The 26,453-nt window shown below is 67.7% G+C and carries 26 protein-coding genes; 18 read left to right on the forward strand and 8 right to left on the reverse strand.

Going from position 1 to position 26,453, the window contains the following annotated elements; genetic code table 11:
• The 5 genes from K7W42_RS14015 (at window position 1) to K7W42_RS14035 (ending at window position 5,998) form a co-directional block, all read left to right on the forward strand.
• Complete coding sequence (locus K7W42_RS14015; RefSeq protein ID WP_224575467.1) at window positions 1-690, forward strand: SDR family oxidoreductase; 690 nt, start codon at window positions 1-3, stop codon at window positions 688-690.
• A complete protein-coding gene (locus K7W42_RS14020; protein ID WP_224575469.1) occupies window positions 687-1,637 on the forward strand; it encodes an NAD(P)/FAD-dependent oxidoreductase in 951 nt (316 codons plus the stop codon). Before K7W42_RS14015 ends, K7W42_RS14020 begins: the two co-directional genes overlap by 4 nt.
• A gap of 28 nt (window positions 1,638-1,665) precedes the next feature.
• Window positions 1,666-2,307: an HAD family hydrolase gene (locus K7W42_RS14025; RefSeq protein WP_157458535.1), complete on the forward strand. Its 642-nt coding sequence runs from the start codon at window positions 1,666-1,668 to the stop codon at window positions 2,305-2,307.
• A 576-nt stretch (window positions 2,308-2,883) separates the two neighbouring features.
• Window positions 2,884-5,352: an ATP-dependent helicase HrpB gene (hrpB, locus tag K7W42_RS14030; RefSeq protein ID WP_224575471.1), complete on the forward strand. Its 2,469-nt coding sequence runs from the start codon at window positions 2,884-2,886 to the stop codon at window positions 5,350-5,352.
• 1 nt (window position 5,353) lies between these two features.
• Window positions 5,354-5,998, forward strand: coding sequence for a class I SAM-dependent methyltransferase (locus K7W42_RS14035; protein WP_224575472.1), 645 nt, complete (start codon window positions 5,354-5,356; stop codon window positions 5,996-5,998).
• 543 nt (window positions 5,999-6,541) lie between these two features.
• On the opposite strand, the gene K7W42_RS14040 is transcribed toward K7W42_RS14035, so the two are convergent.
• Together K7W42_RS14040 and K7W42_RS14045 are read right to left on the reverse strand one after the other, a co-directional pair.
• Window positions 6,542-7,324 carry a methyltransferase domain-containing protein gene (locus K7W42_RS14040; protein ID WP_224575473.1) on the reverse strand — a complete coding sequence of 261 codons (783 nt, stop codon included), beginning with the start codon at window positions 7,322-7,324 and terminating at the stop codon, window positions 6,542-6,544.
• Between the two features lie 214 nt (window positions 7,325-7,538).
• Window positions 7,539-8,141, reverse strand: coding sequence for a Rad52/Rad22 family DNA repair protein (locus tag K7W42_RS14045; protein ID WP_157459844.1), 603 nt, complete (start codon window positions 8,139-8,141; stop codon window positions 7,539-7,541).
• Between the two features lie 128 nt (window positions 8,142-8,269).
• Here K7W42_RS14045 and hisB point away from each other — a divergent pair, with 128 nt between their 5' ends.
• The 3 genes from hisB to K7W42_RS14060 all read left to right on the forward strand — a co-directional run bounded on the left by hisB (window position 8,270) and on the right by K7W42_RS14060 (window position 10,783).
• A complete protein-coding gene (hisB, locus tag K7W42_RS14050; RefSeq protein WP_224575475.1) occupies window positions 8,270-8,857 on the forward strand; it encodes an imidazoleglycerol-phosphate dehydratase HisB in 588 nt (195 codons plus the stop codon).
• Entirely contained in the window at window positions 8,854-9,489 is a 636-nt protein-coding gene (gene hisH / locus K7W42_RS14055) for an imidazole glycerol phosphate synthase subunit HisH (RefSeq protein WP_224575477.1), read from the forward strand. The genes hisB and hisH overlap by 4 nt, the downstream gene beginning before the upstream one ends.
• 247 nt (window positions 9,490-9,736) lie before the next feature.
• The gene (locus K7W42_RS14060) at window positions 9,737-10,783 is read left to right on the forward strand and encodes a branched-chain amino acid aminotransferase (protein ID WP_224575479.1); all 1,047 of its coding nucleotides are present in this window, start codon (window positions 9,737-9,739) and stop codon (window positions 10,781-10,783) included.
• 117 nt (window positions 10,784-10,900) lie between these two features.
• On the opposite strand, the gene K7W42_RS14065 is transcribed toward K7W42_RS14060, so the two are convergent.
• The gene (locus K7W42_RS14065) at window positions 10,901-11,545 is read right to left on the reverse strand and encodes a TetR/AcrR family transcriptional regulator (RefSeq protein ID WP_224575481.1); all 645 of its coding nucleotides are present in this window, start codon (window positions 11,543-11,545) and stop codon (window positions 10,901-10,903) included.
• A 212-nt stretch (window positions 11,546-11,757) separates the two neighbouring features.
• Here K7W42_RS14065 and hpf point away from each other — a divergent pair, with 212 nt between their 5' ends.
• The 4 genes from hpf to tsaD all read left to right on the forward strand — a co-directional run bounded on the left by hpf (window position 11,758) and on the right by tsaD (window position 15,572).
• Window positions 11,758-12,324 (forward strand): ribosome hibernation-promoting factor, HPF/YfiA family, encoded by a 567-nt coding sequence (gene hpf, locus K7W42_RS14070; protein WP_224575540.1) that lies wholly within the window; start codon window positions 11,758-11,760, stop codon window positions 12,322-12,324.
• Between the two features lie 114 nt (window positions 12,325-12,438).
• On the forward strand, window positions 12,439-13,554 hold the full coding sequence (locus K7W42_RS14075) for a butyrate kinase (RefSeq protein WP_224575483.1): 1,116 nt from the start codon (window positions 12,439-12,441) through the stop codon (window positions 13,552-13,554).
• Window positions 13,541-13,912, forward strand: coding sequence for a hypothetical protein (locus K7W42_RS14080; RefSeq protein WP_224575485.1), 372 nt, complete (start codon window positions 13,541-13,543; stop codon window positions 13,910-13,912). Before K7W42_RS14075 ends, K7W42_RS14080 begins: the two co-directional genes overlap by 14 nt.
• 616 nt (window positions 13,913-14,528) lie before the next feature.
• Complete coding sequence (tsaD, locus tag K7W42_RS14085; RefSeq protein ID WP_224575487.1) at window positions 14,529-15,572, forward strand: tRNA (adenosine(37)-N6)-threonylcarbamoyltransferase complex transferase subunit TsaD; 1,044 nt, start codon at window positions 14,529-14,531, stop codon at window positions 15,570-15,572.
• 90 nt (window positions 15,573-15,662) lie between these two features.
• Here the strand turns inward: tsaD and K7W42_RS14090 are convergent, their stop codons facing one another.
• Window positions 15,663-17,375 carry a long-chain-fatty-acid--CoA ligase gene (locus K7W42_RS14090; protein ID WP_224575489.1) on the reverse strand — a complete coding sequence of 571 codons (1,713 nt, stop codon included), beginning with the start codon at window positions 17,373-17,375 and terminating at the stop codon, window positions 15,663-15,665.
• Window positions 17,376-17,672: 297 nt separating this feature from the next.
• Here K7W42_RS14090 and K7W42_RS14095 point away from each other — a divergent pair, with 297 nt between their 5' ends.
• From K7W42_RS14095 to K7W42_RS14115, 5 genes are all read left to right on the forward strand, one after another.
• Window positions 17,673-18,215 (forward strand): nucleoside deaminase, encoded by a 543-nt coding sequence (locus K7W42_RS14095; protein ID WP_224575491.1) that lies wholly within the window; start codon window positions 17,673-17,675, stop codon window positions 18,213-18,215.
• 5 nt (window positions 18,216-18,220) lie between these two features.
• Entirely contained in the window at window positions 18,221-19,114 is an 894-nt protein-coding gene (locus K7W42_RS14100) for a ribokinase (protein ID WP_224575493.1), read from the forward strand.
• A gap of 74 nt (window positions 19,115-19,188) precedes the next feature.
• Window positions 19,189-19,689 carry a DUF1999 domain-containing protein gene (locus K7W42_RS14105; protein WP_224575495.1) on the forward strand — a complete coding sequence of 167 codons (501 nt, stop codon included), beginning with the start codon at window positions 19,189-19,191 and terminating at the stop codon, window positions 19,687-19,689.
• Complete coding sequence (locus K7W42_RS14110; protein ID WP_157459851.1) at window positions 19,689-19,913, forward strand: heavy-metal-associated domain-containing protein; 225 nt, start codon at window positions 19,689-19,691, stop codon at window positions 19,911-19,913. Before K7W42_RS14105 ends, K7W42_RS14110 begins: the two co-directional genes overlap by 1 nt.
• Before the next feature lie 8 nt (window positions 19,914-19,921).
• Window positions 19,922-20,248, forward strand: coding sequence for a DUF503 domain-containing protein (locus K7W42_RS14115; RefSeq protein ID WP_224575497.1), 327 nt, complete (start codon window positions 19,922-19,924; stop codon window positions 20,246-20,248).
• Window positions 20,249-20,306: 58 nt separating this feature from the next.
• On the opposite strand, the gene lepB is transcribed toward K7W42_RS14115, so the two are convergent.
• Both lepB and K7W42_RS14125 read right to left on the reverse strand, forming a co-directional pair.
• Window positions 20,307-21,089, reverse strand: coding sequence for a signal peptidase I (gene lepB, locus K7W42_RS14120; protein ID WP_224575499.1), 783 nt, complete (start codon window positions 21,087-21,089; stop codon window positions 20,307-20,309).
• Window positions 21,090-21,170: 81 nt separating this feature from the next.
• Window positions 21,171-22,019 (reverse strand): patatin-like phospholipase family protein, encoded by an 849-nt coding sequence (locus tag K7W42_RS14125; protein WP_224575501.1) that lies wholly within the window; start codon window positions 22,017-22,019, stop codon window positions 21,171-21,173.
• A gap of 193 nt (window positions 22,020-22,212) precedes the next feature.
• Between K7W42_RS14125 and K7W42_RS14130 the strand changes: the two genes are divergently transcribed.
• The gene (locus K7W42_RS14130) at window positions 22,213-22,965 is read left to right on the forward strand and encodes a serine/threonine-protein kinase (protein WP_157459854.1); all 753 of its coding nucleotides are present in this window, start codon (window positions 22,213-22,215) and stop codon (window positions 22,963-22,965) included.
• Window positions 22,966-23,455: 490 nt separating this feature from the next.
• On the opposite strand, the gene K7W42_RS14135 is transcribed toward K7W42_RS14130, so the two are convergent.
• Complete coding sequence (locus K7W42_RS14135) at window positions 23,456-25,057, reverse strand: alpha-amylase family glycosyl hydrolase (RefSeq protein ID WP_224575503.1); 1,602 nt, start codon at window positions 25,055-25,057, stop codon at window positions 23,456-23,458.
• A gap of 241 nt (window positions 25,058-25,298) precedes the next feature.
• Window positions 25,299-26,441 carry an LCP family protein gene (locus tag K7W42_RS14140; RefSeq protein WP_369411365.1) on the reverse strand — a complete coding sequence of 381 codons (1,143 nt, stop codon included), beginning with the start codon at window positions 26,439-26,441 and terminating at the stop codon, window positions 25,299-25,301.
• Window positions 26,442-26,453 lie beyond the last annotated feature (12 nt).

Consider the following 26,453-nt stretch of genomic DNA (forward strand, 5'->3'; position numbering starts at 1 on the left):
ATGACCCAGCGGCCCCTCACCCTGATTACCGGCGCGGCGGGCGGCATTGGCTCGGCGCTGGCCCGCACCCTGGCCCCGACCCACGACCTGCTACTGGCTGGGCGCGGCGGCCTGACCCTAGCTGCCCTGTGCGCCGAACTCCAGGCCCAGTCACTGCTCCTGGACCTGACCCGTCCCGAGACGTTCGCGGCGGCGCTCTCCGGCATTCCGCGCGTGACCAACCTCGTCCACAGCGCGGCCGTGGTCGAACTGGGCGCGGTGGCCGACCAGCCCCACGACGTCTGGACCCACACCCTGGCGGTCAACACGGTGGCGCCCGCCGAACTGACGCGGCTGCTGCTGCCTCAGCTGCGGGCCGAGCGGGGCACCGTGGTCTTCGTGAACAGCACGGCGGGCTTGCGGGCGAACGCGGACTGGGCCAGTTATGCGGCCAGCAAGTCTGCCCTCAGAGCCCTGGCCGACGCTCTGCGCGACGAGGAAGCGGCGCACGGCGTGCGCGTTACGAGCATCTATCCTGGCCGCACCGCCACCCCCATGCAGGCCAAAGTGCGCGCTCAGGAAGGCGCCGACTACACCCCCGAGGCGTTCGTTGATCCGCAGACGGTGGCGGCCACCATCGCTTTCGTGCTTCAGGCGCCGCGCGACGCCACACTGCCGGACCTGAGCGTGCGGCCGGGGCCACGCCCATGACAGCTGCTTACGACGCCGTGGTGGTGGGCGCGGGGCCGGCGGGCCTGAATGCCGCGCTGGTGCTGGGCGGCGCTGACCGCCGGGTGCTGCTGCTGGACGGCGGCCCTCCCCGCAACGTGCGGGCGCAGGCGGCGCACGGGGTGTTCACCCGCGACGGAGTGACGCCCACGCACCTGAAAACCATCGGCCTGGCGGACCTGGCGCCTTACCCCGTGACGGTGGTGCCTCAACTGGCGCGGGAAGCAGCGTTCACCTCCGACGGGTTCGCCTTGCGCCTGGAAGGCATGTGGGTGCGGTCACAGCGCCTGCTGCTGGCCACGGGCGTGCGCGACGTACTGCCCACCCTACCCGGCCTGCGCGAGCGCTGGGGCAAGACGGTTCACCACTGCCCCTACTGCGACGGCTGGCCCAACCGGGACGCCCGGCTGGGCGTACTGGGTTCGGGCCAGGAGGGGCACCATCTGGCGCTGAGTGTGCGGTCCTGGTCGGACGAGGTCACGCTGCTCACTGACGGCCCCGACGAATTAACGGCCGAGCAGCGGCTGGACCTTCAGCGAGTGGGCATTACCGTGCAGACGGGGCGCCTGTTGCGGCTGGCGGGCCGGGAAGATGTGCGTGTGGGGTTCCGGGGCGGCGGCGACCTGTGCCTGGATGCGCTGTTTCTCAATCCGACCCAGCAGCAATGCAGCACCCTGCCGGCCGCGCTGGGCTGCGACCTGAACGACAAGAGCCGCGTAGTGGTCAACGAGAACGGCATGACCAGTGTGCGGGGCGTGTGGGCCGCCGGCGACATGACCGGCGCGCCCCAGTACGTCATGAGCGCGGCGTCGGGCGGCATGACGGCCGCCGTCTCGCTGAACACCACCCTGATTCACGAGGAAGTGCGCCGCATGGGCGCGGCTTTCCACAAGTCCCCAGACGAGGGGCCAGAGGGTGAGGCGTCCTAAGGCGACTCGGCTGGCTATCCTGCGTGTGATGCCTGCGGCCGTTCCCCACGCGATTCTTTTCGATCTAGATGGCACCTTGCATGACCGCGCGGCCACTGTGCGCGCCTGGTTGGCGGAGCATGTGGCGCGGTTTGAGCTGCCGGAACGGTACGCCGGGCGGTTTGTCGAGCTGGACGACCACGGCTACCGTTCCAAGACGCTGGTGATGCCGCAGCTGGTCAAAGAACTGGCTTTGGCGCATGATCCGCAGGCACTCTTCGAAGATTTCTGGACGCATATGAATCACGCTGTGCCTATGTCACACGCCCACGACGTGTTGCGGGCCCTGCGTTCGCGTGGCGTTCGGCTGGGTATCGTCACCAACGGCTGGGAGGCGGTGCAACAGGCCTGCCTGGCCCGCTGTGGCCTGAGCGACTTGGTGGACGATGTGGTCATCAGCAAAGTGGTTGGCTTCAGCAAGCCGGACCCGCGCATTTACCAGTTGGCGCTGGAGCGGCTTAGGGTTGGGGCTGCTGACGCCTGGTTTGTGGGGGACTCGCCGCGCAACGACATTTGGGGGCCGCAGGCGGTGGGGCTGCGGGCGGCATATTTGCCGACGGGGCATGGGTTGGGGGGGGAGGTGCCGGAAGTGGTGCTAGGGGATTTGCGGGGGGTGTTGGGGCTTGGGTAGGTTTTTAGGCGGCTTTACCCCACCCCCCAGCCCCCATCCCCAGGGGGGACGGGGGAGCAGACGTTGGCACTGGGCAAGAGTTTTGACTGGCGTCGGCCAGCTTGCTCTGTTCGTCCACGTGTCTGGCTTCGACGCCATCCGCTGCCCCCGCGAAAGGGCCTGCGCGCTGCGCGCACAATGGCCTCGCCTGGACCTGGGCGGCACTGGGGCAAGGGGTCTTGGTGCGCTCGGTGGGTTCTACTTTCAAAGGCAAAAGCGCGCAAGTAACAGCGCCTTTTTCTGTCTTTTCAAAAGTAAAACCTCGTGTTTAAGTGTCCCTATACTCCAACTTTACGGGGCCAGCAACGGAAGCCGTCGTGCGCGCAGCGCGCGGGCGTGGGGCGATGGGCGGCAGGTGTGCCATGGCGTCTACCGCGCAGAAAGAATTGGCTTCTTCGCCGCATCAGTCAACCCCTGCCCAGTGCTAACGTTGCTCCCCCTACCCCTTTGGGGTAGGGGGCTGGGGGGTGGGGCACAGCCGTTCAAACCCCATCCAACCCAAAATCATAAAGCCACTCACCCCTTACCATTCACCCCGTGACCCTCCCCATCCAAGACGTCATTCCCGCCGTGCAAGCGGCCCTGGCCACCCAACCGCTGGTGGTGGTCCAGGCGCCGCCCGGCGCAGGCAAAAGCACGGCCCTGCCGCTGACGCTGCTGGATCAGCCCTGGCTGGCCGGGCAAAAGATCATCATGCTTCAGCCCCGGCGGGTGGCGGCGCGGGCGGTGGCGGCGCGGCTGGCGCAAGGTCTGGGGGAAGAGGTCGGCGCCACCGTGGGCTACCGCGTGCGCTTTGAAGCGCGGGTGTCGGCCGCCACGCGGCTGGAGGTGGTCACTGAAGGCATTCTGACCCGGCGGCTGCAACACGATCCGGAACTGGCCGGCGTGGGCCTGGTCATTCTGGACGAGTTTCACGAGCGCTCGCTGAATGCCGACCTGGCGCTGGCCCTGCTGCGCGAAGTGCAGGGTGCTCTGCGGGGCGACCTGCGCGTGCTGGTCATGAGTGCCACCCTCGACCCAGCCCTACCCGGCCGCCTGGGGGCGCCGCTGATTGAAAGTCAGGGCCGTGCTTACCCCGTTGAGGTGCGGTATCTGGCCACTGACCCGACCGGGCGCGTGGAAGACCTCGTGGCGCGGCAGGTGCGCGCGGCGCTGGCGGCCCAGCCGGGGGACGTGTTGGCCTTTCTGCCCGGCGTGCGGGAGATTCGGGGCGCAGCGGCGCAGCTGGCCGACACGGACGCCGCCGTGCTGCCTCTCTACGGCGACCTCCCAGTGGCCGAGCAGCAAAGGGCGCTGCGCCCCGACCCCCAGGGGCGGCGCAAGGTAGTGCTGGCGACCAGCATCGCGGAAACCTCGCTGACCATTGACGGCGTTCGGGTGGTCGTGGACGGCGGCCAGAGCCGCTTCGCCCAGTTTGACCCGGCTTCGGGCCTGTCCCGCATGGTCACGGGCCGGGTCACACAGGACGCGGCGGCGCAGCGGGCGGGCCGGGCCGGGCGCACGGCGCCGGGGGTGGCCTACCGGCTTTGGAGCGAGCGCACCCAGCCCCTCTTGCCGGCGGCCCGGCCCCCCGAGGTCTTGGAGGCCGACCTGGCCCCCCTCACCCTGGAACTGGCGCAGTGGGGCGTGCAGGAGCCGGGCACGCTCTGGTGGTTGGACGAGCCGCCCGCGCGCCGGGTCCAGGCGGCCCGCGAGGTGCTGCGCGGTCTGGACGCCCTGGACGACGCGGGCCGCGTCACGCCGGAGGGCGCGCGCCTACTGGACTTTCCCACCCATCCACGGCTGGCCCATCTGCTGAGCGCGGCTGAGGACGCTCCCCTGGCCGCCGATGTGGCCGCGCTGCTGGAAGAACGCGACCCGCTGCCGCCAGGGTCCGGCGCAGACCTGACCGACCGGGTGGCCGCGCTGCGCGCCTGGCGACGCGGCGAGCGGGGAAGGGGGGACGCAGGCGTGCTGGACCGTACCGAGCGCTTGTCCCGGCAGTGGCGCGGCCTGCTGAGAGTGCGCCCAGACGATACCCCGCCCGATCCGTTCGCGGTGGGCGCCCTGGTGGCGCGGGCCTACCCGGAGCGGGCGGCACTGGCGCGCGAGTCGGTGTCTGGGCTCAGGAGCGGGCGCTTTCTGCTGGCGGGCGGCCAGGGCGCCGCGCTGCCCGAGGGGGACGCCCTGGCCGGGGCGCGGGCGCTGGCCGTGGCCCACCTAGACGCTGGGCAGGCGGAAGGGCGCATCTTTCTGGCCGCGCCGCTGGACCCCGCCGCGTTGGAGGCCGGCGCCGAGTGGACCGACGCCGTGCGCTGGGACCCCCGCAGCGGCACCCTGCTGGCCCAGCGAGAGCGGCGCTTTGGGGCGCTGGTGCTGGAGACGCGCCCCCTGCGCGACCTGCCCCCGGAATCGCGGGCAGCGGCCCTGACGGGAGCCATTCGCGCGGAAGGGCTGCACCTCCTCACTTTTGCCCCCGAGGCGCAGGCGCTGCGGGACCGCGTGGAATCGCTGCGCGCCTGGCGCCCCGAGGACAGCTGGCCGGACCTCAGTGACGCCGGCCTGCTGGCTACCCTGGACGACTGGCTGGGGCCCGTTCTGGGTAGCGCGCGCTCGCGTGAGGACCTGGCCCGCCTGAACCTTCTGCCGGCCCTGCAAGCCCAGCTCCCCTGGCGGCTGCTCGCTCAGCTGGACGACCTGGCTCCCACCCACCTGACCGTACCGACCGGCAGCCGCATCCGCCTGACCTACCGCCCCGGCGAGGCGCCCATCCTGGCGGTCAAGTTGCAGGAACTCTTCGGGCTGGCCGACACGCCGGCTGTCAACGGCGGGCGCACCCCGGTGCTGCTGCACCTGCTGTCGCCGGCCGGGCGCCCGGTGCAGGTCACGCAGGATCTGCGCTCGTTCTGGAACTCGTCGTATTTCGAGGTCCGCAAGGATCTGCGCGGCCGCTATCCCAAGCACCCCTGGCCGGATGACCCCTGGACCCACGCCCCCATGCGCGGGACCAAAAAGCGGGGCCAGTAGCGTGTGGGGCGCCCTGATGGCGGCCCTGTACGGTCCGGTGGGCTGGGCACGGGCAGCAGACCTACAGCGGCGGCTGTTACCCCACCTGGTCTCTGGCTCAGTGCTGGACCTGGGGGCCGGTACCGGCCACACGGGGGCGCTGCTGGCCCGCGCGGGCTGGTCCGTCACCCTGGCGGATGTCCGGCCGCACCGGGGCGCCGCTGGGCAGTGGCTGGTGGCTCAGCCGCTGGCCCGGCATCTGGCGCGGCGGCTGGGCCTGCGCCGAGTGCTCTACGACGGCCGGACTCTGCCCTTCCAGGACCAGGCGTTTGGGACGGTACTACTGGCGTTTGTACTGCATCACTGCCCCGACCCGGCGGCGGTCGTGCGTGAGGCGGCGCGGGTCTCGGGCGGGCGGCTGCTGGTGCTGGAGGACGTGGAGCCAGGTGGCGCGCGCCCGTCTCGCCGGGCCCAGGCCCTGGACGCCCTGATGAACCTAGAGGTGGGCCACCCCCAGGCCCAGCGCTCCGGCGCCGAATGGCGAGCGCTTTTTGCGAGCTGCGGCCTGTGCGTATTGGCCGAGGAGGGATGGACGTCCACGGTGCTGGGCGTTCACCTGGGCCACCGCCTGTTCGTGCTGGAGGCCGAGGGCTCAGCGGTGGCCTGACGCTCGGTGCGGACTGGGCTGATATCCAGCGTCACGCCAGCAGGGACAAAAAAGATCTCCAGGCCGCTGCTCAGAGCAGCACCTTAGGGCGAGCGGAGAGAGATAAACAGCGGTTGCAGAGTTAAGGGGGTGCCTCCCTGCCTCAACGTAACGGAAGACCGCTGCTTAGGAGGACATTTGTGCCCGGCCCCTTCCGGCTGCGAGAGCGCGGTGACGCCCCGACAATTAGAGATGACCCGGCCCCACCCGCCTGGTGAGGTCCGATATGGAGGCCGTCTGTTTCGTTTCCAAACCGGCAGAGCGCAGGGTTGCACACGCCACGCCCGGAACCCGTTGTGCTCCCCGTCGTATTGCGGCGCCGCTTTTCAAGTCCGCTCAGATTCAACCGGTGACAAAGACCATTGAAGCGGAATCCATATGATCCTTCGTGTACAGAGCCACAAGAAGGCCCAGCCGCTCAGGGCCAGGGTTTGAACATCCGCCACATCTGCGCCACACCGCTGCTCAGCTGCTGGCCCAACAGGGCAGTCCCCCAGTCAGAGGTCAACCTCTCTGTGACCCTTTGTGCGCCGCAAACAGCACCCGCGTAAAGGCGTAATACAGGCGCTCGCCAGTAAATGCCGCCTTCAGCCGGGCGCGGTAAGCCGCCAGAAAGCGCTCGCCTGCCGCCCCGTCCAGCCGCGACAGATACGGCACCAGCGCCGTGCCGCGCGTCCAGTCAATCAGCCCTTCGGCGCCGTCCAGCACCACTGGATAGACCTTGCTCAGGGCCGTGATGTGCTGTCCACCCAGGGCGTCCAGCATCTCGGCGTATGCGGCGGGCGTCAGCACCGGCGAGGCGCCGTGGGCAGTGCCAAACCGGCTGTAGCCGCCCAGCTCAGCGGCAAACTCGTCGGCCGTCTCGCCCAGCAGGCGGTGACTGGGGTGGTCGTGGTTGGCCGGCACCTGCACCGCCAGCACGCCGCCGCCCCGTAGGTGGTTCCACAGCCGCGCCAGCAGGGCCGGGTGGTCCGGCAGCCACTGCAACGAGGCGTTGGCGTGAATCAGGTCAAAGTGGCCCTGCAACCCAGCGATATCGCCCTGCACGAACGTCAGATTTGGGGCGGCGCCGTGCGGTGCGCGCGCCAGCATCTCGGGGCTGCTGTCCAGCCCGGTCACCTGGGCCCCCGGAAAGCGCCGCGCCAGGGTCAGGGTGTGGTCGCCCGCGCCGCAGCCCAGGTCAACGATCTGCTCGTACGGCTGATCTGGAATCAGCGCGTGGAGATCGGCCACAGGAGCGCTGCGGGCCACTTTGAACTGGTCATAGGTCGCTGGATTCCAGGTCATGACCTCAGCGTAGGCCGGTCCAGAGCCGAGGTGTCAGTACCCTGGTAGTGACAATAGGTAGGCCATAAAAATCCCGCGCAGAGGCGGGATTCACAGGCTTAGGTTTACAGCAGCCGGGCCAGGGTGCCGCCCAGCAGCATCAGCAGCAGCAGGGACGCCGTGAAGGTCAGCAGTTGGCGCGATCCTGGGCGGCTCCGCTCATCGGTGTGCCGAATCATGCCGCGCGGCCCGTCTGGGGAGCGCTGGGGTGCAGGCTGCCCAGGGCGGCCTTGAGGTGCTTGTACACCTCACGCTGGAGGTCCAGGTCTTCGGGCAGTTCGTAGCGCAGCTGCTCCATAGCCTGCATCAGGTGGGCGCCGCCGGGGGTGCGCTCGTGGTCAGGGCGGGCCCAGTCGGGCAGTTCGGGGGAGCTGACGGGCGCGCGCTTCGTGTCGTCCCAGTCGGCCCAGGTTTTGGGCAGGTCGTACAGGTAACGGCCGATGCCAAAATGCACGGCGCAGCGCTTCAGCGCGTCGCTGGCGGCAGCCTTCAGGGTGCCCAGGTCGCCTTCGGGCGCCTCGCCAATGTCCTCACGGGTGACGCCCAGCACAGTCAGGCGGCCCTTGACGGTGGGCAGGCGGGTGCCGGCCACCACTTCGACCTCAAAGCTCCAGGCATCGGGGCAGATGGCGTCCAGGCGGTCCTGCACCGCGCGGGCATCGATATGGGCCAGGAGCATCGCCCGCGTGCGGTCTTTGCTGATGGCGCCCGGCTTCCATCCCACCAGATGAGCGGGAAACGGGGCCTGAAGTCGTTTCTGAACATCGCTCAGTTTCATATATTTAGTTTATAACAGAACGCGATTACGGTCAAGACAGAACGGGCCTCTGGTTCTTCTGCCGTTTGCCCGTCTGGATGTTCGACAGGTCCGTGCCTCTGGCCTCTGGCGCCGCTAGCATAGGCGGCATGAGCCGTGCGGCCACCGTGACCCGAACCACCAGTGAGACGGACATCAGCGTTCGTCTGGACCTTGACAGCGCCGCCTACAGCCACCCCGAGACGGGCCACGGCTTCTTTGACCACATGCTGGACGCCCTAGCCCGCCACGCCCGCCTGGGCCTCACGGTCAAGGCGACTGGGGACCTGCACATCGAGCCGCATCACCTGATCGAAGACACCGGCATCACGCTGGGGCAGGCGCTTACGCAGGCGCTGGGGGACCGGCGGGGCATAGAGCGCTACGGCAGTGCCTTCGTGCCGATGGACGAGACGCTGGCGCACGTGGTCGTGGACCTCTCGGGCCGGGCCCACCTGGCTTTTGAGCCGGAGACGCTGGACGTGTGGGGCACGGCGGGCGGCATGACCCACTACCACCTGCGCGAGTTTCTGCGGGGGCTGTGCAACCACGGCGGCGTGACGCTGCATGTGCGGCTGCTGGCTGGGCGCGAGGCCCACCACGTCATTGAGGCTGTCGTAAAAGCCCTGGCCCGCGCCCTGCGCGACGCGGTGGCGCTGACCTCAGACGCCCTGCCCAGCACCAAGGGCAGCCTGTGAGCGCGCCTGAAGTCCTGCTGCTGGATTACGGCGCAGGGAACGTGCGCAGCGCTGCCAAAGCCCTGGAGCGCGCGGGCATGGCCGTCAAGGTCAGCGCTGATCCGGCGGACGTGGCTGGGGCGCGCGCCGTGGTGGTGCCCGGTCAGGGCCATTTCCGGCAGGTGATGGAGGCGTTTGACGAAAGTGGCTTCCGCGCGCCGGTGCTGGCCGCCGCGCAGGCCGGCACGCCCCTGCTGGGGATCTGTGTGGGCATGCAGATGCTGCTGGAAGGTTCCGAGGAGGCTCCCGGCGTGGCGGGCCTGGGCCTGATTGGCGGCACGGTGCGCCGCTTTGAGCATGTGCCGGAACGGAAGGTGCCCCAGATGGGCTGGAACAGTCTGGACAAGGTCGGGAACAGCCCCCTGCTGCGTGACCTGGCCTGCCCGGCCTATGCCTACTTCGTTCACAGTTTTTACGTCCCCATTGAGACGGAGGTGGACGCTGGGGCCATCACAGAGTACGGCGTGCCCTTCTGGGCGGCGCTGAGCCAGGGCAACCTCCACGCCACGCAGTTTCACCCCGAGAAAAGCGGCGCGGTGGGGCTGGCGATTCTGGACCGGTTCCGGCGGTATGTGCTGGAGGAAAAAGAATAAAGGGGGCGCGGCACCGTCGCGTTTTAACGGGTGCCTTAGCCCAGATTCAGCGGCTGGGTTGAGGCGGCGTTCTCTTGCAGTCCCTCCTGCGGTGCTGCCGAGAAGACTCTGGGTGCTCCTCTGAGGGGGTGGGGAGTCCAGTGGCAAAAGGACTCAGCCTCGCCAGTCCCGGCGCCCTTCTCCTGCTGTCCGGCCTTCTTGCCTGCCCCCATTGGCCTGGCCCCCCACTCTGCGGGACAATGGCGCCATGACGAGCCAGACCCCCGCCGCCCGCCCGCCTGTGAATCTCGACTGGTCCACGCTGGGTTTCAGCTATATCCGCACCGATGAGCGGTATCTGTCGCACTGGCGCGGCGGCGCCTGGGACAGTGGCACGCTCACCCTGGACAACGTGCTGCACATCAGCGAGGGGTCCACGGCGCTGCACTACGGCCAGCAGTGCTTCGAGGGCCTCAAGGCCTACCGCGCCGCCGACGGCAGCGTGAATCTGTTTCGGCCTGACCGCAACGCCGCGCGCATGCAGGAAAGCTGCCGCCGCGTCCTGATGCCCGAAGTCAGCACCGAGCAGTTTATCGAGGCCTGCCGCCAGGTCGTCAGGGCCAACGACCACTGGATTCCCCCCCACGGCACCGGCGGCGCGCTGTATCTGCGGCCCTACGTGATTGGCGTGGGTGACAACATCGGCGTGCGCTCGGCGCCCGAGTTCCTGTTCGGGGTGTTCGCTATTCCTGTCGGGGCCTACTTCAAGGGTGGGCTGACGCCCCACAACTTCATCACGTCCGGGTATGACCGCGCCGCGCCGCAGGGAACCGGCGCCGCCAAGGTGGGCGGCAACTACGCCGCCAGCCTGCTGCCAGGCCTGGAGGCCAAGCAGCGCCAGTTCGCCGACGCCATCTACCTGGACCCCGCCACCCACACCAAGATTGAAGAGGTAGGGGCGGCCAACTTCTTTGCCATTACCAGGGACGGGCAGAGCTTCGTGACCCCCCAGTCGCCCAGCATCCTGCCCAGCATCACCAAGTACAGCCTGCTGCACCTGGCCGAACACCGCCTGGGCCTGAATGTGGTTGAAGGCGACGTGCTCATTGACGACCTTGACCAGTACAGCGAGGCGGGGGCGTGTGGCACGGCGGCTGTCATCACGCCTATCGGCGGCATTCAGCACGGCGACGACTTTCACGTTTTCTACAGCGAAACCGAGGTTGGGCCGGTTACCCGCCGCCTGTACGACGAACTGACCGGTATTCAGTTTGGCGACCGCCCTGCGCCCGAAGGCTGGCTCGTCCAGGTGTAAAGCAGAGTGAGAGAGGCCGGGCGTGGGAGGGGAGACCTGACCGCGCCCTGCCTCTGGAAGAACGAGAGACCTGCCGTTCATGTCTGGCAGGTCTCTCGCGTCCTCTCTCCTGGTTTTTTACCTCACCTGATCGCGCGCCGTCGCCTCTGGGGCCAGGGCGCCGTGCATCAGCAGGCTGAACCGCTCTTGCCAGTCACGCAGCACATCACGCTGATCTCGGTGCCCACCGTGTAACAGGGCCAGGATAAAAGCGTCCACCAGCAGGGCGCTCAGCATCTGCACGTTGGCTTCGGGGCGCAGGCGACCCTGGGCCTGCATGGCCAGCAGGACCGGTTGCACCAGCGCCGCCAGGGTGATGGCGGTGCGCAGGCCATCGCCGGGGCGGGTGGCGGGAACGGTAGCGCCCTCAGGCGGGGCGCCCAGCACCGCCTGACCCACCGCGCCCACCAGATGCCGGTAGCGCACCCCCAGGTCCGCCATGCGGGCGGTGACCTTGTCCCAGACGAGCTGGGGGTTGGCCCCGGCGGTGAGGCGTTCCAGGGCGTCGTCGCGGCTGGCCTGCACCGCCTTTTCAAAGTGAGCCAGGAGCATATGCACCTTGCTGGGAAAATAGCGGTAGAGGTTGGTGCGGCTGACATACGCCGCCTGCGCAATGTCCTGCGCGCTGATAGCGTCCAGGCCGCTGCGCGCAAACAGTTCAAAGGCCGCCCGCGCGATGCGCTCGCGCCGGGCCTCATCCTGTTCCTGCCGGTCCACCTTCACAGGCCCAGTGTAGCGCCGCCCCTAGTCCTTGCCGGTGAGCGGGTCTTCACGCAGCCGGGGTACCGCCGGGGGCGGCGCACTCCACTCCGGAGCATACCCCGTCACCTGTGGCCAGCGCTGTAAGAGAACCGCATGACAGTCTCATGACCCTGGGCCTAGAGTGGGTCACCGGAGCCTACCCTTCCCTCCGGCAAAAGGACGAGGTGAAAGCCGTGCATATCTATAAGCTGTCGGGCCGGAACGTTGATGTCACTGACGCCATGCGGGACTACGTCGAGGAGAAGCTCTCTCGCCTAGACCGTTTCAATGACCAGATTACCGACGCTAGGGTCACCCTCACGGTGCGGGACGTGCGCGACGCCGCGCGGCGCAACCGGGTTGAGGTACAGCTGAACGTTCCACACGGCATTATCCGCGCCGAAGAACACCACGCCGACATGTACGCAGCCATTGACCGCGCCGGCGACGTGCTGGAGCGGCAACTGCGCAAGTTCAAGACCCGGTATCTCAAGCACCGTCACGACGCCGCGCCCCAGCCCGAGCCGGGCCCTGCCGAGGCCGATGTGGACGCGGGCCTGGACGATGTGACCGAGTTCGTGCCCGAAATTGTGCGCCAGAAGCGCTTTGACCTGCGCCCCATGAGCCCCGAGGACGCCGTGGCCCAGATGGAAGCCCTGGGCCACGACTTTTATGTGTTCATGCACATGGACACCGGCAGCTGCGGCGTGGTGTACCGCCGCAAAGACGGTCACTACGGCCTGATTGAACCCAATGCCTGATTGAACCGAGCGACTGATTGAAAAGCGTCTGAGCGCGCCGGGCTAAGCGGGGGCACCTCCAGGGGTTGTCCCCGCCGCCCTGTGGTGAGTGCCTATCTGCTACCCTGCGGCGTTGTGATCGCCCACGTGATCAATCCCGGAACCAGCGGCGTGAAACTCGCGTGCGCGACCCTTAGGCCCAGTGTCAATCCGGCGCTGCCTGGTCAGCTGCACCTGGAGCTGACCCGCGCCGAGCTGCCGCTGGCCGCGCCCCCCAGCGCCGCCCAGGTGCCCGAATTGGCCCAGGCCATCCTGGACCTGACGGCGGCCTGGCCGGCCCCGGACGCGGTGGTGGGCCGGGGCGGGTTTATTGGCCGGGTGCCCACTGGCACCTACCGCGTGACCGACGAACTGGCTGCCTGCGCGGTGCGCGGTGAGGGCGCCTTTGATCCGCCCAACCTGGGCGGGCCGCTGGCGCTGGCGCTGGCGGGACACTGGGGCGTGCCGGCGTTTATCGTGGACCCGCAAAGCGCCGACGAACTGCTGCCCGAGGCCCGCGCCACTGGCCTGCGCGGCGTGACGCGGCGCGGTGAATTTCACGCCCTGAACGCCCGCGCGGTGGCCCGGCGCGCGGCGCACGAGGTCGGGAAACGCTTTCACGAGGCCCGCGTGGTCGTGGCGCACCTGGGAGCCACGACCAGCGTGACCGCCTTTGACCAGGGCCGGGCGGTGGACACCACCGGCTCGGGGGCGGACGGCGGGCCGCTGGGCGCCATGCAGAGTGGCCCTGTGCCGCCGCGCGCCCTGGTGCGCCTGACCCAGACCCACGGTGACCGCACCCTGACCCACCTGGCCTGCGAGGGCGGCTTTCTGGCCCTGACTGGCAGCGCCAACCTGCGTGACCTGGAAGCCCGCGCTCCCGGCGACCCCGAGGTGCAGGCGGCGGCCGCCACCTTCGTGCATCAGGTGGCCAAGGCCATCGGCGAGCAGACCGGCGCCCTCAGTGGCCGCCCCGACGCCCTGGTGCTGACGGGCGGTATTGCCCGCTGGGAAGATCTGGCCGACCGCATCGAGCGCCGGGTGGCCTGGATGGCCCCGGTGTTTATTATTCCCGGCGAACTGGAACTGGAAGCGCTGGCCGAGGGTGCCGGGCGCGTGTTGCTGGGGCTGGAAGCTGCGCGGGACTGGACGCCGCCTGCTGGGCCTGGGGAAAAGCCTGTGGTCGCTGGAGACAGCCGTGGCCCGGCGTAGACCCTCGCGCGCGCCGGACCCCATTCGGGCGACCAGCATGTGGCGCGTGGACCAGGTGTTTCTAACGCGGCGCGGCGTGCGCGTAGAGGTGATCTGCTCGCTGGTCAATGACCAGGGGGGGCTGCGCAACCTGTCGGTCACGGCGCCCACCGATGACCCGGTGACAGCCGTGCGTCACGCCGCGCGCTTTATCGCGGGCAAGGGCAACGTCAGCGGTGCGCGGCAAGCCCGCGTGCGCTGGGCGCGCGAGCAGGCCACCACCGAGCAGGATGCCCTGATCCGGGACCGGCTGCTGGAAGATGAATTTCTCGACGAGTTTGAAGAGACTCTTTCGGCAGTCCGCGACCAGCAGCGCTAGCAACTGACAGCGAAAAGTGCTTATAGCCTTGTTACGATGAACGCTCAAGGTGAGCAGAGATCGTATGGGTGCGGTCTGTTTCGTTGAGAAACCCGGCGAGCGCCGGTCTGCACATTCCATGCCCGAAACCCGCTGGGCTCCTTCTCGCTCTGAGGCGCAGTTTTGCAAATCCGCTCTGATTCAAGCGTTTTTGTAAGTGGTTGAATCGGAGTCCGGCTCAGAAGACAAAGGCTTTGGCCTGGCTCTGGAACGTTGGTCATGCTGTTCATTGGACGTAGCGAGCAGAGTGGCTGTGCGGAGCAGCTGGAGTGATCGGCTGCTGTTGCAGGCCCGTTATGCAGAGAATTCCTTGGGGCCGTGGGGTGCCAGATCAGGAAAGGACGGCCGCCAGCCGCTTTGCTGATAAGGCTTTCGCCCCTGGAGTGTGCAACAACGGTTTAATTCAAGTGGTCCTCAAAAGCTGAGCGGCAGCCAGAGGCGAAGAAAACGAATTGACGGGCGTGACGTTGGCAACCCCATTCCGTTTCAAGTGCTAAACGAAACAGATGAAATCCGTCTAACGGCGCGGCCACACGCCTTACCATGCGCCTTGGCCTTCCCCTGGTACACTCCGCCGGTGACTGAGCTGTCCCCCGCCTCTGGCTCCCAGCTGATTCTGGGCATTGATACCTCCTGTGACGATACCGGTGTGGGAATAGTCGAGCTGAGGCCGGGCGGCGGCGTGCAGGTGCGGGCCAACCGCGTGTGGTCACAAACCGTTCACGCGCAGTACGGCGGCGTCATGCCTGAACTGGCCAGCCGCGAGCATGTCGAGCGCATTGACGGCATTCTGGGCGAGGCGCTGAGCGAGGCCGGCGTGACCCTGCGCGACTTGGACGCGGTGGCCGCCACCTCTGGCCCCGGCCTGGTGGGCGCGCTGCTGGTGGGGCTGATGTACGGCAAGGGGCTGGCGCAGGCGCTGGACGTGCCCTTTTTCGCCTCGCATCACCTGGAAGGCCACATCTACGCGGCGGCCAGCGAGGCCGAGCTGAGCGCGCCGTATCTGGCGCTGGTGGTCAGCGGGGGCCACACGCATCTGTTTGACGTACCGCAGGCCGGGCACTATGTCCTGATGGGCGCCACCCGAGATGACGCGGCGGGCGAGGCGTTTGACAAGGTGGCCCGCCTGGCCGGACTGGGCTATCCCGGTGGCCCTGCCATCAGCGAGGCTGCCACGCGCGGCGACCCCGGCGCGGTGCCCTTCAAAGAGCCGCTCAAGGGCCAGACAGGCTTTGACTTCAGCTTCAGTGGCCTCAAGACCGCCGCCCTGCTGGCCCACCGTGCCGGGGCGGCGCCAGACGACCTGGCCGCCAGTTTTCAGCGGGCGGCGGTGCAGACCCTGGTGAAGACCACCGTGCGCGCCGCCCAGGCAGCGGGACGTCAGACGGTCGTGGTGTCCGGCGGGGTGGCTGCCAACCGCGCCCTGCGCGAAGCTTTTGGGACCACCGGCCTGCGTGTGGTCTTTCCCGGTCAGGGCCTGAACACCGACAACGGCGCCATGATCGCCCTGGCCGCCGCCGCCGCCATCGAAGCGGGCCGCACGCCCAGCCCGCTGGGGGAAGGGGCAGTGGCCTACGCGCCGCTGGCACATGGTCAGTGGCCTGCGGCAAGTCCGAAGTAGAACAATCAGAGAGGTGGGGCGCGGCAACTTGAGTGCCGCGCCCCACCTTCATCTATTCCCACTCACCACTGCCTACGCACCACTTCCCGTTTACGCGCTCTTTGCCCCACTCTGCGCGTCCCGGGCTTCCTGGGCCAGCTGGCGGCGCAGAATCTTCATGGCGGCGGTTTTGGGCAGTTCACTGCGGAATTCTACGCTGCGGGGCACCTTGTAGGGGCTCAGCACCGCCTTGCAGTGGGCAATAATCTCGGCTTCGGTGGCGCTCTGGCCAGGCTTCAGGGCCACCACGGCGTGGACACTCTCGCCCCGGTAAGCGTCGGGCAGGCCCACGGCGGCCGCTTCCAGCACCGCCGGGTGGCTCATCAGGACCTCTTCGACCTCGCGGGGGTAGATGTTGAAGCCGCCCGCGATAATCAGGTCCTTCTTGCGGTCCACAATCCGGAAATAGCCCTGGTCGTCGGCCGTGGCCATGTCGCCGGTCATCAGCCAGGTCTGCCCGAACGCCTCGCGCAGGGTCTTGGCGGTTTCGTCAGGACGCTGCCAGTAGCCCTTCATCACCATCGGCCCGGCCACCCACAGCTCGCCCACCTCGCCCGCCGGAACCGGCTGGCCGTCGTCCCCCACCACCACCGCGTCCACACCTGGCATGGGCAGACCGATGCTGCCTTCTTTCTGGTTACCGAAGATGGGGTTGGTGTGGGTAATTGGGCTGGCCTCGGTCAGGCCGTAGCCCTCGACCAGATTGGCGCCGCCCGTGATCTCTTTGAACTTGCGCGCCGTTTCCAGCAGCAGCGGCGCCGACCCGCTGATACAGGCGCGGATAGAGGTCAGGTCATGCTTGGGGGTATCGGGGTGGTTGTTGATGGCGTTGTACAGGGTGGGCACGCCGGGAAACAGGGTCGCCCCCGAGGCCGAAATCTGCGACAGCACCATCTTAATGTCGCGCGCATTGGGCACCAGGGCAATGGTCGCGCCAATCAGGATGCTCAGGTTCATGGCCACCGTCATGCCGTACACATGGAAAAACGGAATGGCCGCCAGCGTGATTTCGTGGCCCTCGCGCAGGTCGGTCATCCAGCCCCGGGCCTGCTCACAGTTGGCGACCAGGTTGACGTGGGTCAGCATGGCGCCCTTGGGCACGCCTGTCGTGCCGCCTGTGTACTGCAGCAGCGCCACGTCCTGCGCGCTGACGCTCACCGGCTGCGGATTAGGCGCCTGCGAGGCCACCACCTTTTTCATGGACAGCACGCGCTCGCCGTAAGGAACAGCCACCCAGGTGCCTTCTTTACGGGCCTTGACGGGATACAGCAGGTTTTTCGGGAAAGGCAGGGCGTCCTGAATGCCGGCCACCAGCACGCGCTTGACTGGCACGCGGCCCTGAATCTCGGCGTAACGTGGGTAAAAAGCGTCCATGATCACCAGCGTTTCGCTGCCGCTGTCCTTGAGCTGGTGTTCCAGTTCGGTTGCGGTGTACATGGGGCTGGTGTTGACAGCCACCGCGCCGGCCAGCAGGGCGCCGTAAAACGCCACCACAAACTGCGGCATGTTGGGCAGCATGATGGACACGCGGTCGCCCGGCTGCACGCCCATCTTTTGCAGCGCGCTGGCAAAGCGCCCGGCGTCCTGCCACAGCTGGCGGTAGGTGGTGTTGGCCCCCAGAAAGGTCAGGGCCACGCGGTCAGGGTATTTGCTGGCGGTGCGTTCCAGCAGGGCCGGCAAGGTCAGGCCACTGGCGGTAAAGCTGTGGGGCACGCCGGCTTCGTAGCGGCCAAGCCAGGGACGGGACAGGGTGGGTTGGGTCATGAAGCGCTCCTTTGTGGGGGGACACACGGCCCCACGGGGGGTGCGTGCCGGGGGCACCGGGCGGGTGATTGCGGCCAATCAGGGCAGGTGAACCAGGAATGAAATTAGACTCAGTATAAGGTAAACCCTTGCGGCCGCAAGGGTTTCCCCCGCCAGGGGAGGGGCGGCGGCCCTGGGCAGCGCCGTCCCAGAAGGTGCGTCACGTGGGGTAGAAGGGACAGCGGCGCCTCTGGGTTTGCAGCGGCAGATGAACAGATGCTCAGGCCACAGGCGGCGGCCGGCTGGCACACTTGGCCCATGGCTGTTTCCCTTCCCGACCTTGACCACGCCCGTTATCTGCGCGCTGCTCTGGCCCTGGCCCGCGAAGCCCAGGCGGCGGGCAGCGCCCCGGTGGGGGCCGTGCTGGTGGACGCCCAGGGGCAGGTGGTGGCCCGTGGGCGCAACCGCGTGGGCGAAACCCAGAGCGCCGACCACGTGGGCCAGGCCAGCGTGGCGCACGCCGAGATGGACCTGTTTTTTCAGGTGGGCGAAGTGGAGAGCCCCGAGACCCTGACCCTGTACACCAGTCTGGAACCGTGCCTGATGTGTGGCGGGGCCAGCGCGCTGCTGGGGGTCGGCCGCCTGGTCTGGGCGACGGCCGACCCCTGGGGTGGGTCCGGGCGGCTGCTGCGCTGGGCCGACCACCCCGCCATGCAGCACACCGAGGTGGTGCCCACCCCCGACCCGGCGCTGGAACATGAGGGTGCCCTGCTGTTCGCCCCCGAAGCCCGGCGCGCCTTTCCAGACGAAGGCTGGGCACTGTGGCGCCAGCGTTACCCCGAAGAAACGGTGGGGGTCTGAGGCGCGTGGGCGTGCTCGTGGTGGGCAGTATCAATGCGGACCTGACGGTGACCGCCCCCCACATTCCGGCCCCCGGAGAGACGGTGTTGGGCCGGGAACTGCGAGTCGGTCCTGGGGGCAAGGGGGCCAACCAGGCGGTGGCGGCGGCGCGGGCGGGTGCCAGGGTGAGTCTCGTGGGGGCCGTGGGCCAGGACAGCTTTCAGGCCGATGCTCTGCGGCTCCTGCACGCTGGGGGTGTCAACCTGAGCGGCGTGCAGGTGCGCCCAGAGGCGACGGGCGTGGCTCTGATTACCGTTTCGGCCGGTGGAGAAAACGCCATCACGGTGGCCAGCGGGGCCAATGCGGCCCTCACACCAGGCGATCTGCCCGCCAACCTGGGTCCATGGACCCACCTGCTGCTGCAACAGGAGCTGCCGCCGGACATCACTCTGGCGGCGGCGCAGCGGGCCCACGCGGCCGGCCTGCACGTTACCCTGAACGCTGCGCCCAGCCGGGAAAAGGCCCCAGCGCTGCTGGCCTGCACCACTCATCTGGTCGTCAATGAGCACGAACTGGCGGCGCTGGCTGGAGAAGACAAAGACGTGGCCGAAGCGGCGCGCACGCTGCTGACCGCAGGCCCCCGCGCCGTGACCGTCACGCTGGGCGCGCAGGGCAGCCTGACGGTCACCGACGACGGCGAAACGCACCGCCTGGCGGCGTTTCCCGTGACGGCTCTGGACACGACGGGCGCGGGCGATACCTTTTGCGGCGTCGTGGTCGCGCGGCTGGCCCAGGGCGAGGCGCTGCGCCCGGCGCTGCACTGGGCTGGGGTGGCCGCCGCCCTGACCTGCACCCGCCCCGGCGCGCAGGCAGCCATGCCGGACTGGGCCGAAGTTCAGCAGGCAGGGGCGGGCGCCTAGTAAGGCCGTTTTGCTCGGTGCCACTACCCTCTGCCGCGCGGACATCTGGAGAGCAAATGCTCTAGCCTGCCGCCATGCGGTACCGCACCTTTAGCGAACAGGATTATGTCCCCTTGCAGGCGCTGGATTTGCTCGCCCAGCGGGCTGCTGATCCAGCCTTTGATACCCTGCCTGCGCGTGAGCAGGAGGGCCGTCTGCACACCAGCCTGCCGGCCCTGAAGTTCTACGAGCGCAGCGAGCATTCTTTTGTGGCCGAGGAGGACGGTCAGCTGCACGGCGTCGTGCTGGCGCAGTCGGTCTGGCAGGGCGACCGGCCCACCGTGCTGGTCCGCACCCTGACCACCCGCCCCGGCGCGGCGCCCGAAGTGGCGGCCAGTCTGCTGCACGCCACCGTGAAAAGCGCCTATGACGCGGCTGTCTACGAGGTGCATTTTGCCCTGACCCCTGACCTGGCTGGAGCCGCTCTTCAAGAAGAGGCGGTGGTCACGGGCCGCTACGCGGTCTGCCATCTGGGCACCCGCGCGCAGACCGCGCCTGGCGTGCGGCTGGGCACGCCGGGGGCAGGTGACGCATAATGACGGGCATGACCCCGAAAGCCACCCGCGTGCTGCTGGGCGTGCGCGGCATGAGTCGCGACGCTGGAACCACTGTTTCTCAGGCGCTGGCCGCCCTCCCCGGCGTGGTGAAAGCCACCCCCGACGAAGGCCAGATTGAAGTGCATTACGACCCCTCGCAGCTGACCGTCATGGACCTCGTGCGCGCCGTGCGCCGTCAGGGTTTCCTGGCCGGGATGCTCTAGGCGCGGCCGTGGCCCTGGGCTACGTGGGCGTCCTGACCATCCGGGTCGAGATGCCATGGGTCAGCAACCTGAAAGAAAAGCGGGCCCTGGTGCGGCCAGTCGTCGAGCGCCTGAAAAGCCGCTTTCCCCTGACGGTGGCCCGCCTGGACGGTCTGGACGCCCACGACTGGGAAGTGCTGGGGGTAGCGACCATCAGCAACGATTACGGCTGGGTCGAGGAAACCCTAAAAATGGCCGCCGACTATATCGCCAAGGAAGGGCCGTACCGCGTGACCAGCGAGCAGGTCGAGATCATGGTGCTGGGCGAAGCCGAAGACGCGGAAGACGAGGAGTAATTGAAAGCCAGCAGCGGGCCGCAGAGGAACTGTCTCTGCGGCCCGCACTGCGTCTGGGTTATTTGTTCAGGGCGTTTTGCAAGTCGGTGAAGGCGGCGGGGCGGCCCAGGGCGCGCCAGTTCAGCTCGTCTTCGCCGCTCAGCTCCTTGACCGATTCGGAAGAGCAGTCATAGGTGGCAGTGGCCTTGCGCATAATCGGCCAGATCACGGCGGCGGCGCGGCCGGCGATGTCTCTTCGTGGCACCGGCCCAAACAGGCGAGAGTCCTCGCTGCCCCGCTCTGTGCGGTTGTCACCCATCACAAAGTAGGTGCCAGCGGGCACCGTAATTTCCGGCTGGTCAGGCATCACGCCGTTGGCGCTGCTGGTGGCCTGGGTGGCCAGGGGGCTTTCGGTGTCCCAGCAGCCTTGCTGCTGCCAGTAGGCGGTGGTCCAGCTGGAGTCCAGCTTCACGCCGTTGACCGTCACATCGCCGGCCTCCACCCGAATGGTGTCGCCGGGCAGACCGATCAGGCGCTTGATCAGGAAGGGCCGGTACGTCCACAGGTTCAGGGGCGCCGACTTGGTGAGGTTGGGAATCTTGGCGCTCGCCTCGCGGGGGGGTTTGAAAATCAGGATGTCGCCGCGCTTAAACTCGCCCACGCCCGCCTTGTGCAGCCAGGTTTCGTACTTGGGCACAAAGACGCGCTCACGGTCACGCAGGTTGGGCATCATGCTCACGCCGTCCACGCCGACCAAGGTGGCCACGAACTGCGTAATCACCACCGCGAACACGATGGGTTCCAGCAGTTCCTTCCACAGTTTCTGGAGAGGGGTTTGGGCGGGCTTTACAGGTTGGGTCATGCACCGCGCAGAATACCGGATGCCAGCGGCCAGCCTCTCTCATCTGCCGCGTGGGGGTGAGGTGCCCAGGAGCGCCGGGGCTCACCGTGGAGTTTGTAAAGGCGTTCCGCCGGCGTCAGCATTAGCGTCTGGGGCTGGGGTCAGGGTCAGCAGACGCGGCAGCTGGGTCAGGGCGGCCTCACGTCCGGCGGCAATGGCCTGCTCGGTGCGGCCAAAGGTAATGAGGTCAATGTCCCCCAGCTGGGGACGCAGCTGCACGTCCGGACGGTAGAGGTTCACGCGGGCGTCGGTCAGCTGCGCCTGCATGATTTCCACAGCCCGGCGCAGGGCGCGCACCGGTCCCAGACTGGCCTCGCGCCGCCACAGCAGCACCCGGCGCTCCTGAAGTTCCAGGGGGTCGGGGGCCGTGACATTCACTGCCAGCACCTGCCGCGCGCCCAGAAACAGGGCGGCGTCCACCGGCAGCTGGTTCAGAATGCCGCCGTCCGAGAGCAGCATGTCCTCGTAAGGCACCGGTTCCAGGGCGCCGGGATAGGCGGTGGTGGCCCGCAGCGCGTCGTGAAGATTGCCGCGCGTGAGGTACACCGCGCGCCCGGACAGCAGGTCGGTGGCGGTGATGGCCAGCGGGGTGGACAGATCTTCAAAGGTCTCGGGCAGATGGTGGCTCAGCCAGGCCCTCAGCGCCGACTGCCGGAGCAGCCCGGGGCCAGGCCGGAAATCCAGCAGGCGCCGCCAGGACACGCCCCGGGCCAGGCGTTCCAGTTCAGCGGCGCTGTACCCAGCGGCGATAAAGGCGCCGACTAGGCCGCCCATACTGGTGCCCGCCACCACGCCGGGGCGCAGCCCGTGGGCCTGCAGCACCTCCCACACCCCCACATGCGCCAGGCCCCGCGCGCCGCCGCCGCCCAGCACTAGGCCGTAGCCTTTCACGCGGCGCTCCGGGGAAGTGGCGGCCAGCTGGGGGCCGGGAAAACGGCCGTCGTGGGCTGCGGACAGGAAGGCATATTCGGATTGTAGGCACTTCTTGAACTGAGTTCAGGAGGCGTGCTCCCCCGCCGCAGGGGGCGGGGCCTCCCCCCAGGGGCTAGGCGCCGCCCCCCCTGCGTGGTGTAGTTTGAACAGGATGCCTCTGGCGGGACAGGTGGTGGGAAACGGCGTGCGGCTGGTCAGGCCGGTGGGCCGTGGCTCGCACAGCCTGGTGTATTTCGCCGTGGACAGAGGCGGGCAGCCGTGTGCGGTCAAGATTTTTCCGGCGCATCTGGAAGGCTACGCCGACCGCGAGTATCAGCACGGGCACGCCCTGGAGCACCCCCGGCTGGTGCGTGTGATGGCGCGCGCGACCGTTGACGAGCAACCCGCGCTCATCAGCACCCTGGCTCGCGGCGAGGTGTTGTTTCAGCGGTATGCCCAGCGCCCGGCCGTCTCGACCGAGCGCCGCCCCTTCTTGCTGACGATGGTGCATCTGCTGGACGCCCTGGGGTATCTGCACGCCCTGGGTCTGGTTCACCGCGACATCAAGCCGGAAAACGTGATGGTCGAGGACGACGGCAGCGCCAAACTGGTGGATTACGACCTGTCTGGTCCCGCTTTCGAGACCTTCAGCACGCCCCTGCGCATGGGCACGGCCGCCTTTCAGAGCCCTGAGGCGGCGCGCGGTGAGGCTCTGGGGCCAGAAAGTGACCTGTATGGCGTGGGCATCCTGTTGGGCTGGGGGATTCACGGCGCCCTGCCCGACCCGGAAGAACCTTACCCGCTCAGCGCTGACCCGCTGGGCGCGCTGCATCTGGCCCTGACGAGTGCTGACCGGCACGCGCGCCCCAACGACGCTGCTCGCGTGCGCCAGGAACTCCTGAGGCTGGCAAGCCTGCCGTATTGAGGAAAGACCCAGCGTCAATTTGAAGCGAGCAAGGCTTGTAGGAAAGCGAAGCTCGACTGCTGAGCAGGGTCTTCGGCGTCATGGCTCTCCATCAAGCGGGCAGAAGGCAGCTGTTCGCCTGTGACTATTCCAGTCTGATACGGAGGCCATCTTTCTCTCCGCACACAGGAGCAGAAGTGGTTTGCCAACGCTGCATTCCTGTGGTGCTGCGTGCGCATCTACTCGGGCTGAACATTAGTTTGCATCTGCTGTGGCCGAAATCCGGCTTAAATGGATTGCGCTTCATGACGGCATAGCAGAGAAAGGCACTGTCTGCGCCTTTATAACAGCAGCATCCGGCTGTTCTCCTTCTCGCTCTGCTCGGCGTGAATCCAGCAGTCTGCCTGGTTCAATCGGAACCTCTCTGAGGTGTGCGGCTCTGTCACCACGGCAAAAACCGTTCGGAGCCGGGGCGCTGTTCTGCCCCGGCTCCAGGTGCTCCTTTCAGGTTTCAGCGCAGAATCCGGGCCTCGTGGGAACGCAGGGGCGCGCCGCTTCCCGGTTGGTCGCCGTGACTGCTTAGGAGGGTCTGGCCTGCGGTCAGCTCGGGTAGGTCGGCGCTGTCGCCCGTGAAGTTCAGCAGCACCGTCAGGCGCTCGCCGTCGCCCTCGCGGTAAAAGGCAAAGACACCAGGGGCCGCGTCCACGCTGCGGTAGGTGCCGCCCACCAGGGCCGGGTGGTCCGCGCGCAGCCGGGTCAGGGTCCGGAAGTAATGCAGGTCGCTGGCAGGGTCGGCTTCCTGCGCCTGCACATTGACCTGCGCGGCGTCACCGGCCAGGGGCAGCCAGGGCTGGGTGCCGGGGGCGCTAAAGCCTGCATTGGGTGTGGCGTCCCACTGCATGGGGGTGCGTTCGGGGTCGCGGCCAGCAGCGGGGCTGTCGGGTTGTTGCAGGCCCGCCGGGTCCACCATCTGCTCGTAGGGAATCGGCACGTTTTCCATGCCAATCTCGTCGCCGTAGTACACGGTGGGGGTGCCGCGCAGGGTCAGCAGTAGGGTCTGGGCCACGCGGTACTGCGCCGCGCCCACCCGCGTTTTAAAGCGGTGCTGGTCATGGTTGCCCAGCACCCAGTTGGGCCAGCTGCGGGCGTCCAGACACGCCGCGTCGTAGCTGTCGGCAAAGGCGCGCACGCCCGCCGCCTCCCAGGCCATCAGAATCAGGTGAAAGTTAAACGGCAGATGCACCATCTGGGCGTCTTCCCGGCCGGCGTAGGGCAGCAGGCGCTCTACGGGCAGGTAAATCTCGCCGACCATCATGCGGTCATCGAACTCGTCCAGAACGGCGCGCATCTCACAGATGTACTCGTGGGTCTCGGGCTGATCCTGGGTGTAGGGATGCAGCAGGCGCCAGTGCTCCGGCTGGCCGACCTGCCACTCCGGGTTTTCGGGTTCGTCCAGGTAGCGGTCGTCCTCGGCCAGCAGCCAGATCACGTCCACCCGGAAGCCGTCCACACCCCGGCGCATCCAGAAGCGTAGGGCCTCGAACATGGCCGCCCGCACCGCCGGGTTGCGCCAGTTCAAGTCCGGCTGGCTGGGCAGGAACTGGTGCAGGTAATACTGGCCGCTCGCCTCGTCCAGGGTCCAAGCGGGGCCGCCAAAAAAGGACCGCCAGTTGTTGGGCACGCCGCCGTCCGGGGCGGGGTCGCGCCACACGTACCAGTCGCGTTTGTCGCTGTCTCGGCCCTCCAGCGCCGCCTGAAACCACTTGTGGTCTGAGGAGCTGTGGTTAGGCACATAGTCCAGCATGACCTTCAGGCCCAGTCGGTGCGCTTCTTGCACCAGGGCGTCAAAGTCGGCCAGGGTGCCGAACAGCGGGTCGATATCGCAGTAGTCGGCCACGTCGTAGCCAAAGTCGCGCATGGGACTGGTGAAGATGGGCGAGAGCCACACCGCCCGCACGCCCAGGCTGGCCACATACGGCAGCCGCCGCGTGATGCCGCGCAGGTCGCCCACACCGTCGCCGCTGTCGTCCTGAAACGAGCGCGGGTAAATCTGGTAGATGATGCCGCTTTGCCACCATTTCAGCTCGCCAGTCAGTGGGGAAGGGGAAGTCATGTGGGCAGGGTAACAGGCAACGGCAAGCGACTAAATCGTTTCAGAAAAATCTGTCTAGATAAGATGACTGAAACAAGCGGAGCGTATGACGGCCTACTGCGCTAGTTGAGGGTGGTAGTCGTTTTCACAGCAAGGTTCCCCGGCATTGAGGGTATAACCCCCCCCTCCACCCTCACCAGCTCACGGCCAGGCTCATTCGTTTGAGGGCTACGCTCAGGCGCACGGCAACTCTGAGCGCCTCTTATTCAGCTGGTGTATCGCTGCCCAGACGCACGGTTACGTCGGCTCCAGACGCCCCCGAGGCCTGTGAGACGGCGCCATGCCCCACATCCTGTAACACTCGGGCCGCCGCCGTGCCGGTGGCTGTGGTCGTGGCAGGCCCGCGCGCCTCGTTGACAATCCAGACGTTGGTGTACCCCAGACCTTCCAGCCGGGCCTTAAGGCGCCGGGCGCTGCCGTCGGGGGCGTCGGTGTTCACGACCGCCACCCCCAGGCTGCGCGGGTCGTTGGGGTCGCGGAAGTGCTGAGCGATGGTGGCGTTCAGGCCGGTGCGGTCCACTTCCCAGATGCTGGCTGATCCCCGGAAGCTGGGGCGACCAGGCACGCTGTAAGTCATGAGTTTGGTGCCGCCCAGGCCGGCACCCGTCAGGGCCGCCACCTGCGCGCGCGTCAGGTTGCTTTTCATGTTGCGGTCGGTGGCGCCGATCATGCCCGGCAGACGCCACCAATTCAGCGGGCTTTTGGCCTGTGCCGTCAGTGCGGAAAGAAATTGCTGCTGCCGGGCGATGCGGCCAATATCGCCCAGTTTGTCTTTGCGAAAGCGCAAGAAGCCCACCGCCTGTTCTCCCTTCAGGCGCTGCGTTCCCGCCTTCAGGTCAATGTGGAGGTTGCCCGCGTTGTCGTCGTACTTCATGGCCTGCTCAATGTTCACAGTCACGCCCCCTGCCGCGTCGGTCAGGGCGGGCAGGGCGTTGAGACTGAGCAGCACGTAGGCGTCCACCGGCACGCCGGTCAGGGCCTGGGCTGCTCCCATCAGCATCTCGGGGCCGCCGTGGACATTGGCGCCGTTGATTTTCCCCCAGCCGTAGTCCGGCATATTCACCCAGGAATCTCGCGGAATGCTCAGCAGATTCACGCGCCCGTCTGGCCACGCCTGCGCCAGCATGATGGTGTCGGTGCGGCCATCATAGTTTTCTGGCTTGGCGGGCCAGGGCCAGACCGGCAGCTTGTCGTTGTATTCCACGTCCACGCCGGCCAGCAGCACGGTCACGGGACCGCCTGCCTTATCTGGAAGCGCTGCATACCGGGACAGAAAGGGGACAGCGGGAGAGAGCAGGGCGCCCACACCTGCCAAAGCGACCAGAACGAAAACAGCGGCGCGCACGCGGCGAGCATA

It is taken from the genome of Deinococcus betulae (assembly GCF_020166395.1).
GTDB lineage: Bacteria > Deinococcota > Deinococci > Deinococcales > Deinococcaceae > Deinococcus > Deinococcus betulae.

Bases quoted from the DNA above. Each gene is read 5' to 3' on its own strand.
- K7W42_RS14060 (WP_224575479.1), top strand. From the start codon at position 9,737: ATGACGAGCCAGACCCCCGCCGCCCGCCCGCCTGTGAATCTCGACTGG.
- K7W42_RS14045 (WP_157459844.1), bottom strand. From the start codon at position 8,141: ATGAAACTGAGCGATGTTCAGAAACGACTTCAGGCCCCGTTTCCCGCT.
- lepB (WP_224575499.1), bottom strand. From the start codon at position 21,089: ATGACCCAACCTGTAAAGCCCGCCCAAACCCCTCTCCAGAAACTGTGG.
- K7W42_RS14105 (WP_224575495.1), top strand. From the start codon at position 19,189: ATGCGGTACCGCACCTTTAGCGAACAGGATTATGTCCCCTTGCAGGCG.
- K7W42_RS14110 (WP_157459851.1), top strand. From the start codon at position 19,689: ATGACGGGCATGACCCCGAAAGCCACCCGCGTGCTGCTGGGCGTGCGC.
- hisB (WP_224575475.1), top strand. From the start codon at position 8,270: ATGAGCCGTGCGGCCACCGTGACCCGAACCACCAGTGAGACGGACATC.
- K7W42_RS14025 (WP_157458535.1), top strand. From the start codon at position 1,666: ATGCCTGCGGCCGTTCCCCACGCGATTCTTTTCGATCTAGATGGCACC.
- K7W42_RS14040 (WP_224575473.1), bottom strand. From the start codon at position 7,324: ATGACCTGGAATCCAGCGACCTATGACCAGTTCAAAGTGGCCCGCAGC.
- K7W42_RS14090 (WP_224575489.1), bottom strand. From the start codon at position 17,375: ATGACCCAACCCACCCTGTCCCGTCCCTGGCTTGGCCGCTACGAAGCC.
- K7W42_RS14015 (WP_224575467.1), top strand. From the start codon at position 1: ATGACCCAGCGGCCCCTCACCCTGATTACCGGCGCGGCGGGCGGCATT.
- K7W42_RS14095 (WP_224575491.1), top strand. From the start codon at position 17,673: ATGGCTGTTTCCCTTCCCGACCTTGACCACGCCCGTTATCTGCGCGCT.
- K7W42_RS14135 (WP_224575503.1), bottom strand. From the start codon at position 25,057: ATGACTTCCCCTTCCCCACTGACTGGCGAGCTGAAATGGTGGCAAAGC.
- K7W42_RS14020 (WP_224575469.1), top strand. From the start codon at position 687: ATGACAGCTGCTTACGACGCCGTGGTGGTGGGCGCGGGGCCGGCGGGC.
- K7W42_RS14130 (WP_157459854.1), top strand. From the start codon at position 22,213: ATGCCTCTGGCGGGACAGGTGGTGGGAAACGGCGTGCGGCTGGTCAGG.